This window comes from Microbulbifer sp. GL-2 (assembly GCF_007183175.1).
Taxonomy (GTDB): Bacteria; Pseudomonadota; Gammaproteobacteria; order Pseudomonadales; family Cellvibrionaceae; genus Microbulbifer.
In genome coordinates, this window is record NZ_AP019807.1 from 1,572,488 (window position 1) to 1,587,306 (window position 14,819).

General features: G+C 51.4%; 10 protein-coding genes. 9 read left to right on the plus strand and 1 reads right to left on the minus strand.

Going from position 1 to position 14,819, the window contains the following annotated elements; translation table 11 throughout:
* Position 1 precedes the first annotated feature (1 nt).
* The 3 genes from GL2_RS06870 to GL2_RS06880 all read left to right on the plus strand — a co-directional run bounded on the left by GL2_RS06870 (position 2) and on the right by GL2_RS06880 (position 3,647).
* Positions 2-2,122 carry a glycosyltransferase gene (locus tag GL2_RS06870; RefSeq protein WP_143729962.1) on the plus strand — a complete coding sequence of 707 codons (2,121 nt, stop codon included), beginning with the start codon at positions 2-4 and terminating at the stop codon, positions 2,120-2,122.
* The gene (locus GL2_RS06875; RefSeq protein ID WP_232053780.1) at positions 2,119-3,357 is read left to right on the plus strand and encodes a glycosyltransferase family 2 protein; all 1,239 of its coding nucleotides are present in this window, start codon (positions 2,119-2,121) and stop codon (positions 3,355-3,357) included. The genes GL2_RS06870 and GL2_RS06875 overlap by 4 nt, the downstream gene beginning before the upstream one ends.
* A gap of 77 nt (positions 3,358-3,434) precedes the next feature.
* Positions 3,435-3,647 carry a hypothetical protein gene (locus GL2_RS06880; protein WP_143729963.1) on the plus strand — a complete coding sequence of 71 codons (213 nt, stop codon included), beginning with the start codon at positions 3,435-3,437 and terminating at the stop codon, positions 3,645-3,647.
* 16 nt (positions 3,648-3,663) lie between these two features.
* On the opposite strand, the gene GL2_RS06885 is transcribed toward GL2_RS06880, so the two are convergent.
* A complete protein-coding gene (locus GL2_RS06885; RefSeq protein ID WP_143729964.1) occupies positions 3,664-6,996 on the minus strand; it encodes an amidohydrolase family protein in 3,333 nt (1,110 codons plus the stop codon).
* A 215-nt stretch (positions 6,997-7,211) separates the two neighbouring features.
* Here GL2_RS06885 and glmU point away from each other — a divergent pair, with 215 nt between their 5' ends.
* The 6 genes from glmU to glmS all read left to right on the plus strand — a co-directional run bounded on the left by glmU (position 7,212) and on the right by glmS (position 14,807).
* Positions 7,212-8,573, plus strand: a complete 1,362-nt coding sequence (glmU, locus tag GL2_RS06890) for a bifunctional UDP-N-acetylglucosamine diphosphorylase/glucosamine-1-phosphate N-acetyltransferase GlmU (RefSeq protein WP_143729965.1) — start codon at positions 7,212-7,214, stop codon at positions 8,571-8,573.
* A gap of 121 nt (positions 8,574-8,694) precedes the next feature.
* Positions 8,695-9,786 carry a pyruvate dehydrogenase (acetyl-transferring) E1 component subunit alpha gene (gene pdhA / locus GL2_RS06895; RefSeq protein ID WP_172621081.1) on the plus strand — a complete coding sequence of 364 codons (1,092 nt, stop codon included), beginning with the start codon at positions 8,695-8,697 and terminating at the stop codon, positions 9,784-9,786.
* Positions 9,786-10,781, plus strand: coding sequence for an alpha-ketoacid dehydrogenase subunit beta (locus tag GL2_RS06900; RefSeq protein ID WP_143729966.1), 996 nt, complete (start codon positions 9,786-9,788; stop codon positions 10,779-10,781). The genes pdhA and GL2_RS06900 overlap by 1 nt, the downstream gene beginning before the upstream one ends.
* The gene (locus GL2_RS06905) at positions 10,778-12,022 is read left to right on the plus strand and encodes a dihydrolipoamide acetyltransferase family protein (protein WP_143729967.1); all 1,245 of its coding nucleotides are present in this window, start codon (positions 10,778-10,780) and stop codon (positions 12,020-12,022) included. The genes GL2_RS06900 and GL2_RS06905 overlap by 4 nt, the downstream gene beginning before the upstream one ends.
* A gap of 131 nt (positions 12,023-12,153) precedes the next feature.
* Positions 12,154-12,924 carry a DeoR/GlpR family DNA-binding transcription regulator gene (locus tag GL2_RS06910; RefSeq protein ID WP_143729968.1) on the plus strand — a complete coding sequence of 257 codons (771 nt, stop codon included), beginning with the start codon at positions 12,154-12,156 and terminating at the stop codon, positions 12,922-12,924.
* A 53-nt stretch (positions 12,925-12,977) separates the two neighbouring features.
* Entirely contained in the window at positions 12,978-14,807 is a 1,830-nt protein-coding gene (gene glmS / locus GL2_RS06915) for a glutamine--fructose-6-phosphate transaminase (isomerizing) (RefSeq protein WP_143729969.1), read from the plus strand.
* The last annotated feature ends 12 nt before the right edge of the window (positions 14,808-14,819 follow it).

Sequence of the window (14,819 nt, forward strand, 5' to 3'; positions counted from 1 at the left end):
AATGAAAGAGCTTCAGCATGATATAAACTTTGAAGCTGCCTTGAAACCTAAAAGTATCTGCATAATTACAGAAGATATTTTTGGACCGATCAGGAATGGTGGAATAGGAACTGCTTATTTTCATCTGGCTATCTTTTTGCAACGCACAGGCCATAAAGTAACAATTTGTTTTATAAATGGATTGGCAAAAAATCCTGTCAAAATGCAGAGTACTTTTAATTTTTATAAAAAACATAATATTAAGTTTTACAGCGTAGCTCCACAAATTCTTGCCAAGACGGCAATGGCTCGTACCATGGCGGTGCCATATGCGGCTTATGAATGGCTTAAACCTCGCGAAGATCAGTTCGATATCGTTCATGTTTCGGAGTGGCGAGGTCTGGGGTATATCGCTTTGCTGGCCAAGAAACTCGGTGTTGCATTTCAAAATTTACATTTTGTTGTAAAAGGCTCATCCCCAACGCTATGGTCTGCTGAAGGTAATCAGCAGTTCCTTAAAGAAGAGCGACAGCTCGGATGGGTCTTTATGGAGAGAAAAAGTGCAGAAATGGCTGACACCCTTATATGTGGTAGCAGCCACCTATTTCAATGGATGAAAAGCAATAAATATGAGCTTCCAGTACGTAGCTATTTCTGGCCAAATGTTTTCCTGGATGACTTAATGTTTAGCTGCAATGTCGTTAGTGCAGAAGTTACATCTGTTACTCGTGAGTGGGTTTTCTTCGGTCGTTTAGAGCCACGCAAAGGAATAATACTTTTTGTAAATGCTCTTAATGCTCTTGTCGCTAAAGGTATTAAGTTACCTGCTATTACCTTCTTGGGTGGCCATTCACACCGGTTTGATGCTTATAAATTTATAGATGAAAATCAACAGGACTGGTATACAGATATAACTTTCAAAAGTGATTTAAATGCGCTGGAAGCAGTAGAGTATTTAAGAGAGCCAGGACGCCTGGCAATCATTCCTGCACTTTTGGAGAATTCCCCGATAGCTGTATATGAGTGTTTGGCAGCCAAAATACCGTTTATTGCAGCAGATACTGGTGGTACGCGTGAATTAGTCGATAAGAGTACTAGTGATAGTATTCTTTTTAATCCAAATCATATAGCACTTGCTTGTAAATTGAAGCTTTATACGGAAAGATTACCTGTGCCTGGAAAGAAACACCAAAGGGTAAGGGATTCTTTACAGGTTTGGGAACATTGGCATGGGCAAGAGCATTCTATTCTTGTTAAAAAAAATAACTCAGATTCGTCCCACCCTCTTATTTCAATATGTGTAACCCATTTTGAGCGCCCAGATCTACTCATCCAGGCTCTTAAAAGCATTGATAGACAAACTTATAGAAATACAGAGGTTATCATCGTTGATGATGGCAGCCAATCAGTAGACGTACTAGAAACTCTCAGACTTATAGAGAATAGTTATACAGATAGGCAATGGAAATTCATATATCAAGAAAACAGCTATGTTGGTGCTGCTCGTAATACTGCTGCGAGTTATGCAAATGGAGATTACCTTCTTTTTTTTGATGATGACAATGTCATGATGCCGGAAATGGTGGAGAAGCTTGTAGATGCTGCGATCTTTGCAGATATTGATTGTCTGACCTGCAGTTCTATCCGTTTCAGTGGGGAAAATGAGCCAAATGCATTAGACAGTAAGATCGGAACCCAAATTCGTTTTATGGGGCCTGCCAGAGCTTGGGCAACAAAGGTGAATATAGTTGGAGATGCTACCTGTCTGATAAAGACAGAAATTTTCCGATCTCATGGAGGTTACACTGAAAGGTATAGAACAGGTAAGGATGATATTGAGTTTTATAACAAGCTTATTCTGGCCAGAGAAAAAATCTCTTATTATCCTGATCCTTTATATTTTTATCGAACCAGTGAGAACTCGATGAAGGCACGAAATCACCTTCAAGAGGAGGCGGATTTTCGTCAGATAAGCCCTTATTTGCAAGATCTGGATGTAGAGGAAAAAAGCCTGCTGTTGCTTAGGGAAAAGACAAAAGGACAAAATATACAAAAACAAAAAGTAAAAGTAGACGAATATAGGCCTGGAATACTGCAAAAAGGTTTACGTAGACTTCGAAAATTTGTCAGGGTAAAAGTTTGAAAATCATCAAGCATATTGAGGATGTAAATCAGGCTAATTATCCTTTGATTTGTATATTCCGTGATGAAATTGATATTTTTCCTGCTTTTCTTGACCACTATCGTTCGATAGGTGTTACCTGCTTTCACTTAGTAGATACAGGCAGCAAGGATGATTCCTGTAACTATCTATTAACTCAGGATGATGTTCAGCTTTATGCTGTAAATGGTGGTTATCCTCAAGCTAATGCAGGGGTTGATTGGGTAAACAGTATTGCCAATGAGTTTTGTCAAGGTAAATGGACCTTAGTTGTTGATGCTGATGAGTTTCTTTGGCTTCCGAAAATTAATGACGAATTATCTCTAGCTCATAAAACCAAGCTCATGCAGAATGAGTTAGCACTTGCACTTTATACGCCTTTAATTGACTTTTTTAGTGACGAACTTACAACTCACTCCGTTTCTGTAAAGAATCTCGATGAGTTAATAGCAGCAACACCCAATTATGTCTCCTATACAAAATTCAAGACTAAATGTATTCATTCTTTTCCTTTCTTTGAAATACGTTCAAAGGCGAGGGCAAAAATTTCTGGAGTTACGAATTATTTAGTTAAATCTTACAAGATACCGCTCGTATATTGGCGACCTGGTTTTCAATATATTCGCTCGACCCATATTTGTTCACCAGTACCTTTAAGTGATAGTTGTGGATACCTGCTTCACTTTAAGTTCCGATCTGGGTTTAAGAGAAAACTTGAAAAGGAGCTGGAAAACCCAGATCGGATGAATTCAGATGTTTACCATATCTCAAAGGCTATAATAAATAATCAGAAATTGATTCCCAGGCACACACTTGATTTAAGAGATAGCAGTGGGTTTCTGGAGAGCGATTGGTTATTAACTCCAGATTTTTTGAATGACTGGAAATCTAAAAATCGATCCAAGGCCTACTTTTTTCAATTACTTACGGACCAGAAAATTGCCTCTGAAAGTTATCTTGCTGATAATCTTAATCGTTTAACACGATCTTTTAGTTGGAGACTTAGCAGACCTTTGCGTGGTTATCTGTTTCATCGAGGAGTGTTAAGGCATGATCATTACCCAGAGAGACTGCAACATGATCATCCACTGGCCGATCAAACTATTGCCATCTATGAGTCCTTTTGGTGGCTTATAACTGGGATATTTCGACTACCTGTCGCCATTTATCGAGCAATTCTCTGGCATAAGTTGAGAGTCCGTCGCCGGGCTAAATAGTTTATCCAACGTATATGCTATGAGCGGACGTTTTCTATGGTTAGGACTTAGGTCGGAGAATGAGGAAATTTAATCCGATGTTTGGCAGTATTATAGGTGTGGGTAAAAATATCCTGAATATCTCAGTTGGCTATCTCGGAGAGAGGTGTTTCGGTGCGTGTGGTATTTGGGTGAAGGACTGCAAAAAAGAATCGAAGGCTGATTTTCATATTACTTATCTGCAACTTAAAAAGGCCTGGGGGATACAATCCCCAGGCCTTTTTATTAAGCTGCCTCTCACTTTAGAGTAGTGAGGCTAAAGAAGCCTCAGTGTACCCAGTGGTGGCGTTCCATTTTCTCCTGTACTGCTTCCGCAGTAGGAGCAGGCATTGCACTGATAGGCAGGCGTTCATGGAAGAACGCCAGGCGCTCACCAGCACCCACTTCATTCATGGTTTCCGCCTCAAAAACACGACCATTGATGACTGTGTAATTAATATTTTCTGAAAGGCGCAGATTGTCCAGCGGGTTGCCATCGATCACGATTAGGTCAGCCAGTTTACCGGCTTCGATACTGCCGATATCGCCGTCCATACCCAGATATCGCGCACCGTCGATGGTGCCGGCGCGGAAGGCTTCCCAAGGCGTAAAGCCGCCCTGCTCCATCATCCACATCTCCCAGTGGGCACCCAGTCCTTCACGTTGTCCGTGGGCGCCGATATGTACGGTAACCCCCTCATCGCGCAACTGCTTGGCCTGGCGGGCAACGTTAAAGTGATTGTAGTGGGCATCTGGCGCAGTGGGGCGACGGATGGAGCGGGGGTTGACGATAAAGTCCGGAGTAAAGCGGGTCAGGCGTTCGTTTTTCCACACCTCAGTGCGGTCATACCAGTACTCCTCACCCCAGAGACCGCCATAAGCCACCACGAAAGTCGGTGTATAACCCACTTGAGTTTGGCTCCACAGCTGCTCTACGTCGGCATAGACATTGGCGATAGGCAGGGAGTGCTCGATACCCGTATGCCCATCCACAATCATATTCATATTGTGCTGGTACTTACCACCGCCTTCGGGGACCACCATCATCTCGGCTTCGCGGGCAGCCTGTAGTACCTGCTGGCGCTGATCGCGGCGGGGTTGGTTATAGCTCTTTACCGAGATGGCACCCATTTCCTTAAGTCGGTTTACGTGGAACTGGGCATCTTCCAGTGAGTTGATCTTGGCTTTATAGCCTGGGCCTTTGGCGCCATAGAGAATGGTGCCGGTGGAGAAAATACGTGGTCCGGTAATCAGGCCGGCTTTCTGTAATTCCGCAGCGGAAAAGACCTCACTGCTGTCATTGGAAGGGTCGTGAATAGTAGTGACCCCGAATGCCAGGCTGGAGTACAGGTTCCAGTTTTGCTGCGGGATAATCTCCTCCCGCCCCTGGGCGCCGTGAGCATGGGCGTCGATAAGGCCCGGCAGTACAGTTTTCCCGGTTATGTCGATGCGCTTCGCTTCCATGGGAATTTCTATTTCAGCAGCTGGGCCAACTGCAACGATGCGGTTGCCGCGGAACAGAACCACGCCATCTTCGATAATTTCACGGGTGTTCTCAGCATCGCGCATGGTGACAACATTGCCGCCGACCAGTGCAGTAAGACTTGCATGGTTATCGAATGATTGCTTAAAGCTGAGGTTGATGCCTTCAGACACCGGCTCCGGCAGTTCCTCGGGGGCACCGGCAACAAAGCTGAAGGCATCTTTCAGTTCGCGCTCGAACAGCGTGGGTCCGTGGGCCCAGCCGAGGGTGTTGCTATCGGTGGACCAATGCAGGTTCTCACCGGCGCGCTTGGATACCTGGGTAACTTTAACCGCTTTGCTATTGGGGCCAATCACCTCGGACTTGCCTGTGTGCATAAAGGGCGCGACAAAGGCTTTAAAATCCTGGGTAAAGGCGACCCATTTACCGTCTGGAGACAAGCGGAAGGAGGTGATTTCGGAGCCGTGCAGATGCTCGCGCTCGTCTTTGCCTTCCAGGTTAGTACTTTTCAGAACCCGCTTGCCGCCGTCTGCGTGCTCGTATTCTGAGAAGTAAATACGCTCATCTGTGGCGCCAAAGTGGGGCTCGTAACCGGACTTAACCACCCGACGCTGCCAGTCGCCGTCGGTGTCAGCCAGATAGATGCCCGGCTCCAGGGAGTACTCTGGGCTAAGCAGGTAGCCGCCAGTAAAGCGGCGGTAAGCTACGGTATCACCGCTCGGGGAGAAGGTGGGCTCGACATACAGACCGGGCTGACTGGTGATATTCTTGCCGCGACCGTTGCGTGCGGAAACCACTCGCACGTGGCCGAGATTCTGGTCATCCCAAGAGACATATGTGATTTCACGTCCATCGCGGGACCAGCTTGGGTAAAATTCGAAATGGTCATTCTGGCGGGTCAGACGGCGTCGTTTGCCGCTGTCGATATCCTGGATATAAATCTTGCCAAGGGCCTGGAATGCCACTTGCTTACCGTTGGGGGATTTTTGCGCCCAGCGGATCATCTTCACATCAAAAGAATCCGGCGCCACATCCACTGGGAAGCGCACCGCATCGGCTACCTGCTTCTCGACTTTTACATGAGCTTCAATTGGTGCAACGCTGTCGCCATGTACGGAGATACGCAGGAACTTGCCACCAGTCCATACGATCAGGGACTCGCCATCGGGCATCCAATCGTATTGTACATAGTTGCCGTGCGGGCCAAAAATTTCCTGTAGATCGCGCTCAAGGCCGGAGTAAACGGGGGTTTCCAGGCCAGTGTCCAGATCTTTCAGAAATAGAGAGGTCTGGTTGTCCTGGCGGCGAATAAAGGCAAGTTTGCTGCCGTCTGGGGAAGGTACTGGTGCAACTGCACCACCGGGACCAGAGATAAAGGTCTCCTCTTCACCGTCCTGCAGATCGTAGCGGTTGATAGCAAAAATCTCCTGGGTGGAGTTTTTGTTGTACTTCCAAACGGTGCCGGGGGTGGTATCGATCGAGTAGTAGACGTAGCGACCATCTGGGGAGAAAGCCGGGTCGGCAATATTTTTCTGCGCGATTTCACCACCGATACGCTCTTTCAACTGGCGCCCTTCTCCACCACCGTAGTGGTACATCCAGATCTCGCCAGCGGGAATACTGCGACCAGACATAAAGCCTTTACGCGCCACCAGGTACTGGCCATCAGGGCTCCAGTTTGGTGAGTGCAGCAGATTCTCTTTCTCTGTGGTTAACTGGCGCAGGTTCTCGCCGTTGCGATCCATCAGCCAGATATTGTCGGCGCCGTCACGGTCGCTGATAAATACGATAGTTTTGCCGTCTGGGCTGAAGCGCGGCTGCATATTCCAGGCGATTTCATTGGTCAGGGCCACAGCCTCGCCACCGGCTATAGGCAAGGCATAAATATCGCCGAGCATATCAAACAGGATGGTTTTACCATCGGGGCTGATGTCCAGGTTGCTCCAGGTGGTTTCGCGGGTATCCAGCTGGATTGGTTTGAATTCGTAAGCCGGCTTGTTGATATCCCAAGACTGCTCTTCTTTTACCGCTTCCTGGCTATTGGCGTTTTCTGCTGTCGCTGCTATGGGCAGGGTCAGCGCCATTGCCGCTATTGCCAATAAGTGGTGCCGGTATTTGTTCTGCTTGAATGTGTTCATGGACAATTTTCCCCCCACCGCTTTGCGCTGCGGTGGCTCTAACTGTTCTGTTGTAGTGGGCAATATATTGATTTGCCGGTAGTAAATTACCGGGATCGCTGCCAGCCGGCAATCGCAATGCGCTCAGCGCCAACCAGCCGGGTTGGGTTGAGTTACCGGGTAGGACTGGCGACAATGCCCCCAAATTAGCGAATTTAGCGAGATTTCAAACCAAGATGACTATCGACGTTGTGATTTTGGCTGCGGGCAAAGGCTCCCGCATGCGCTCAGACCTGCCCAAAGTGCTGCATCCGATTGGCGGAATCCCCATGTTGGGACGTGTTATAGATACGGCGAGGCAACTGGGAGAAGTGGAAATCACGGTGGTGATCGGTCACGGTGCCGAGCTGGTGCAGGAGCGTTTCGCCGACAGTGGCGTCAAGTTTGTAGAGCAGACGGAGCAGCTGGGTACTGGTCATGCGGTGGCCCAGGCCATTCCAAACTTTCGTGAAGGCACGACGGTACTGGTGCTTTATGGCGACGTGCCTCTGGTGAAATCGGGCACGCTGCAGTCGCTGCTGTCGGCAGCGGACAAGGGGCCGGCACTACTGTCTGTGGAGATGGCCAACCCCGCCGGTTATGGACGCATTGTGCGCGATGAGGCGGGCCGGGTACTTGCCATCGTAGAGGAAAAGGACGCAGACGCGGATACCCTCGCTATCCGCGAAGTAAATACCGGTATATTAGCGGCGCCAGCAGAATTGCTGTCGCACTGGTTACCAGAACTCTCCTGTGATAATGCTCAGGGAGAATATTACCTGACCGATGTCATCGCCCGTTCAGTCAGCGAAGAGATAGCTGTAACCGGCGTACGTGCCAGCGATGTCCTGGAGGTCTCTGGGGTAAACAGCCGCGCTCAGCAGGCACAGATGGAGAGAGCTTTACAACATGGCCGCGCGTTGGCCCTGATGAATGCCGGTACCACCCTGCTCGATCCGGCACGTATCGATATCCGCGGCAGCCTTGAATGTGATACTGATGTTTCCATTGATATTAACTGTATCTTTGAGGGCAGTGTCACCCTTGGCAAAGGTGTGCAGATCGGCCCCAATTGTTTACTGAAGAACTGTCGTCTGGCAGACGGTACCCGCGTGGAGGCTAACTCCATGATTGAGGGTGCAGAGGTGGGTAAAGCCTGCACCATAGGTCCCTTCGCAAGGCTGCGCCCTGGCACTGAGCTGGCAGCTGGCGCCAAGGTCGGCAACTTTGTCGAAACCAAAAAGGTAAAAATTGGTGCCGGCAGCAAGATCAACCACCTTTCCTATGTGGGTGATGCGGAAGTAGGTGAGTCAGTGAATATCGGCGCTGGGACTATCACTTGTAATTATGACGGAGTGAATAAGTCGTTGACTGAAATAGGCGATGGCGCATTTATTGGCTCTAACACCGCGCTGGTGGCCCCGGTTAAAGTGGGTAGTGGGGCTACGGTAGGGGCGGGTTCCACCATTACCCGCGAAGTGGCTAGTGATGAACTGGCGGTGGCGCGAGGTAAACAACGCAATATCGGCGGCTGGCAACGCCCGGTCAAAAAAAGCTAGCCCCTAAGCTATCGGGAATTTTCGCAGGAATATCGAATTCCGGCGGGGGTTCCCTCCTCGCACACTCTGTGCCCAGACCTATCCATTAAACTTGCGCTTCGGGAATACAAGGAATGGCCCGATGCACAAGCCAAGAATGCAATTGCTCGCCAGTTTTGATATCGCCTCGCTACAGTATCTGGATGAGCGGGGTCAAACGACCCAGGCGCTGCCAGATTTTGCCACCCCGGACACGCTGACTGCTTTTTATCGGCAGATGTCATTGGCGCGGATGGTGGACGACCGCGCGGTAAAAATGCAGCGCACTGGCCAGCTCGGCACTTACCCATCCAGTCTCGGGCAGGAAGCTATAGGCGTCGGTGTCGGTGCCGCCATGTCCAAAGAGGATGTGTACTGCCCCAATTACCGCGAAACAGGTGCCCTCTTGGAGCGCGGTGTCACTATTCAGGAAATCTATGCTATCTGGGGTGGGGATGAACGTGGTCAAAACTTTCGCCACGCCCGCGAAGATTTGCCCCTGAGTGTTCCAATTGCCACGCAAATGTTACATGGAGCGGGGGTTGCTTTCGCCCTTAAGTACAAACATGAACAGCTGGATGAACCCATGCGTGTTGCCGTCACTACAGGTGGGGATGGTTCCACATCGCGGGGGGACTTTTACGAAGCTATCAACTTGGCGGGAGACTGGCAGCTGCCACTGGTGGTGGTGATCAACAATAACCAGTGGGCTATCTCCCTGCCCCGCTCTGGACAAACTGCGTGCAAAACCCTGGCGCAAAAGGCGATTGCCGCTGGCATCCCCAGTTTACAGGTGGATGGTAATGATGTGATTGCGGTACGTGAGGCAGTAGGGGATGCAGTGCAACGGGCCCGCAATAGTGACGGGCCATCACTCATAGAGGCAGTCAGCTATCGTTTATGCGATCACACTACTGCCGATGATGCCAGCCGCTACCAACCCAAAGAGGCCCTGAGTGACGCCTGGTCGCGGGAGCCATTGCTGCGCCTGCGCACTTATATGCAGGCCCAAGGATTCTGGGGAGATTCCCAGGAAGAAGAAATGCACCGGGAGCTGAACCAGGTTCTGGAAAAAGCTGTGCAGGAATATCGGGACACTCCCAGGGATACGGCCACCGCTATCTTTGACCATCTCTACGAAACTCTGCCTGAGGCCTTCCTGGAGCAGTACCAACAACTGCGGGGAGAAAGGTGATGGCCGAGATTACGTTGGTGGAAGCCGTTACCCAGGCACTCTCTTTCGAATTACAGGCAGACCAGAGGGTGGTTGTGTTTGGTGAGGATGTTGGGGTGAATGGCGGTGTCTTTCGCGCTACCGAGGGGTTGCAGGCAAGGTTCGGAAGTGCCCGGGTGCTTGATACACCGCTGGCAGAAACTATGATCGCAGGAATGGCTATCGGCATGGCCGCCCAGGGGTTGCGCCCAGTGGCGGAATTCCAGTTTATGGGATTTATCTACCCCGCCCTGGATCATATCCTCAGTCACGCCGGGCGATTCCGCAACCGTACCCGTGGGCGCTTGTCTTGCCCAATAGTGTATAGGGCACCCTACGGTGGTGGAATCCATGCGCCTGAACACCATTCGGAAAGTACCGAGGCCCTTTTTGCTCATATCCCGGGTCTGCGTTTGATTGTGCCCTCCTCCCCAGCCCGTGCTTATGGGTTACTGCTGGCAGCCATTCGCGACCCGGACCCGGTTATTTTCCTTGAGCCGAAGCGTATTTACCGTGCGGTGCGCCAGGAAGTACCGGATAGTGGTGAGGCGCTGCCGTTGGATCGGGCTTTTATTTTACGTGAGGGGAAAGATGTCACTCTGATCGCTTGGGGGGCCTCTCTCAAAGAAACTCTACAGGCTGCCGAGCAGCTGGCCGGCGAAGGCATAGAGGCGGAGGTGATTGATCCCGCCACCCTAAAGCCACTGGACATTCATACCGTAATCGACTCACTGGAAAAAACCCATCGCTGCGTGGTGGTGCACGAGGCTGCGCGATTTTGTGGGCTTGGGGCCGAAGTGGCTGCGCAGATTAACGAATATGCTTTCGACCTCTTGTATGCGCCGGTACAACGAGTTACCGGCTACGATACCGTGATGCCTTACTACCAACTGGAGGATGAGTATTTGCCGGGTGTGCCGCGTATTCTTTCTGCGGTGCGGCAAGTACTCGATTATGCCAATGGAGGAGCGGCATGAAAATTTTCACTTTGCCGGATCTCGGGGAGGGTTTACCTGATGCAGTAGTACGAGAGTGGCATATCAGTGAGGGAGACAGCATAGTCGCTCATGAAAGCCTGGTGACGGTGGAAACTGCCAAGGCGCTAGTGGAGGTGCCTGCCCCCTGGGGAGGCAAAATCGAGAAGCTGTTCGCGGCTGAGGACGAAACCGTCAATGTAGGCGAACCTTTGGTAGGGTTTGCTGCTGAGGGTGAGACAGCCGGGGCCGAGGAAGTACCATCCCCAAGTCCCGAAGTTACGCAAAGTGGAATTCAAGAGCCTCCCCAAGCTGTCGAAGAACACAGCTCCAGCCGCGATAGTGGCACGGTTGTCGGCAAGTTGGAGCAGGGGCAGGGTGTCCTGGGCGCTGAACAAGGAATCTCTGAGGGTCCCAGTCGGCTGGCAACACCTTCAGTACGCGCCCTCGCCCGCCGTTTGGGGGTGGATTTACAACGACTTTCAGAAAATGGCGCTTTGGTGACTGAAGCCCAGGTGCGTTCGGCAGCGGATTCCATGCCGAAGACTGCGGGAAAGCCTAACGCTACTGCCCCCTGTACCAGCCCTGCATCCCCATTTTCCTCTTCCACCCAAAGAACTGACTCACAAGTGATTATGTCGCCGGCGCGACGCGCCATGGGACTTTCCATGAGCCGTGCGCGGGACCAGGTGGCGCAGATTACCCTGTGCGACGATGCCGATATCTCCACTTGGTGGGGCAGTGAGCCGGCCTTATTACGCCTGATTCGCGCGGTGCAGACGGCATGTTTGACGGAACCAACGCTCAATGCCCTCTACCAGGAGGACCGGCTGGCCCCCCAACAGAGCGTGAATATTGGTTTGGCAGTAGATTCACCAAGAGGGCTATTTGTCCCGGTACTAAGGAACGTTGTGAAGCGCTCTGATAAAGAGTTGATGCAGCAGGTCGCCGACTACAAGCACCAAGCCAGGGAGACAGGCATCGCACAGAGCGATTTACAGGGAGCAACCATACTGTTGTCTAATTTCGGTGCTATCGCAGGCCGCTATGCCACTCCGGTAGTGTTGCCGCCAACTGTCGCGATTATTGGTGCTGGGCGGGTTTGCCAGGGGGTGGTAGTTGTAGACCGATGGCCAGCCATGCGCCCACTGTTGCCACTTTCCATCAGTGCTGATCATCGAGCCGTAACTGGCGGTGAGTTGGCGCGTTTTCTCCAGGCTATGTTGCAGGCACTTTCCAGCTGAACGACACCCCAGTACTTCCCTCTCGTATTAAATCCGGCGCCGCAAAAGAATAATTGCCACCAATAAAACTAATGTGGGAACTTACCTTTCGTTTTGCTATCTTTAAGTTTCGAAACGAAAGTTAACCATCCATGTCCAAACGTAATACACAACAACGTCGCCACGGCATTATGAGCCTGCTCAATGAGGCTGGTGAGGCCAGTGTTGAGCTGTTGGCGCGACGCTTCGAAACCTCTGAGGTTACGATTCGAAAGGATTTAACCGCGATGGAAAACCACGGCTTGCTACTGCGCCGCCGTGGCGGTGCTATTCCGGTACCGCGGGAATTGGTGGTGGAGGAAGGCCCCTCGGAGGTCAAGCGCGCAATTGGCCGTGCAGCGGCGGCACTTATTCCTGATCACCACCGCATTGTTATCGATTACGGCCGCACCACCGCGGCAATGATCCCCGAGTTGGAACGCAAGCGAGGCCTGGTTGTAATGACCAACTCCCTACATGTGGCTAACGCTTTGCGCGAGTTGGAAAACGAGCCCACGCTGCTGATGACCGGAGGTACCTGGGATCCCCACTTTGAGGCGTTTCAGGGCAAGGTGGCGGAACAGGTACTGCGGGATTACGACTTTGATCGCGCCTTTATCGGTGCCGATGGAATAGATCTGGAACGTGGCACCTGTACATTTAACGAACAGATTGGCTTGTCGCGCATAATGGCTGAAGTTGCCCGCGAGGTGGTGGTGTTAGCGGAATCCAGCAAAGTGGGTAGGCGTATCCCAAATCTGGAGCTGCCCTGGGAGCGAATAGATACCCTGGTAACTGATGCGGGCTTAAGTGACTGCGCCCAGGAACAAATTGAGACGCTGGGGATACAGGTAATTCGTGCAGATGCGACAGGCAGAGCCTAGCCAAGGTTAGGAAAAGAAATAAACATTGAAAATTGATTTACTAGGAGATCAACATGTGTGGAATTGTTGGCGCCCTTGCGCAGCGCAATGTAACTGAAATTCTGCTGGAGGGATTGCGTCGCCTCGAATATCGCGGCTACGACTCAGCGGGAGTCTGCCTGCGTAATGATGATGGCCAGCTGCAATTGCGCAAGAGCCTGGGCAAAGTGGCCGACCTGGAAGCCAAGCTTGAAGTGGACCCCGCCGAGGGCCACCAGGGCATCGCTCATACCCGGTGGGCTACACACGGGGTTCCATCCGATGAAAATGCGCACCCGCACATGTCCGGCCACATCGCTCTGGTACATAACGGCATTATTGAAAACCATCAGGTTTTACGTTCAGAGCTTCGGGAAAAAGGTTATCAATTTGCTTCAGATACCGACACAGAGGTGGTGGTGCATCTGATTCACTCCCTGAGCAAAGAAGGGCTCAGTTTGGTGGATGCTGTAGGTAAGGCCACACAAATGCTCGAAGGTGCTTATGCGCTCGCCGTCATCAGCAGAGAGGAGCCTGAAGTCCTGGCTTGCGCTCGTTATGGCAGCCCCCTGGTCTTGGGCGTTGGTATTGAGGAAAACTTTATTGCCTCAGATCCTATGGCCCTGCGCCAGGTTACCGACCGCTTTATCTTCCTTGAGGAAGGCGATGTTGCCGAGGTACGCCGCGGTGGTATTTCTGTGAGAGATAAACAGGGGCAAGAAGTCAGCCGCCCGGTTCATAAGCTGGATGGTGGTCACGATGTGGCTGACAAAGGGCGCTACCGCCACTATATGCAGAAAGAAATTTTTGAGCAGCCGGAAGTAGTAGCTGCGACCCTGGCTGGGCGTATTGGCGATCAATCTGTTTTGTCCCAGGCACTGGGCACCCGAGCTCAAGAAATACTGCCGCAGGTGCAACAGATACAGATTGTCGCTTGTGGAACCAGCTACCACGCAGGGATGGTGGCTCGCTATTGGTTGGAGGATTGGGCCGGAGTTCCTTGTTCGGTGGAAGTGGCTAGCGAGCTGCGTTATCGCAAAACAGTGGTGCGACCGGGCACCCTGTTTGTCACCATCTCCCAGTCTGGTGAAACTGCGGATACCCTGGCGGCCTTGCGCCAGGCGCGGGAGCTTGGCTACCTGGCATCCATGACTATCTGCAATGTGCCTAACAGTTCACTGGTGCGAGAATCTGAGCTTTCCCTGATGACCGAAGCCGGCCCTGAAATTGGTGTGGCCTCCACCAAGGCTTTCACCACCCAGTTAGTAGCCCTGCAACTGTTCTGTATCGCAATGGCCAAGGCCAATGGTCTCTCCTCTGAACGAGAAGCAGAACTGGTTGACGCTTTGCACAAATTACCGCAGTTGATGGAGGATTTTACTGCTCTCGATAAGGTGGTTCAGCACACCAGTGAGGCTTTCGCGGAAAAGAATCATGCATTGTTCCTCGGCCGCGGTGTCGAGTTCCCGATCGCTTTGGAAGGAGCCCTGAAGCTTAAGGAAATCTCCTATATCCATGCCGAAGCTTATCCGGCAGGGGAGCTCAAGCACGGTCCCCTGGCGCTGGTGGATGCGGACATGCCGGTGATCGTTGTGGCGCCAAACAATGAGTTGTTGGAAAAGCTCAAGTCCAACTTGCAGGAAGTGCGCGCGCGCGGTGGCCAGCTATTTGTATTTGCCAGCCCCACGGCCGGTTTTACCAGTGAGGAGGGAGTAACCGTAATAGAGGTACCGGACTCCCCAGAGAGCCTGGCACCGATTCTCTATACTGTGCCCTTACAGCTGCTCAGCTATCATGTGGCGGTACTGAAAGGCACCGATGTGGACCAGCCGAGGAACCTGGCTAAGTCGGTAACTGTAGAGTAAACCCCTTATAGC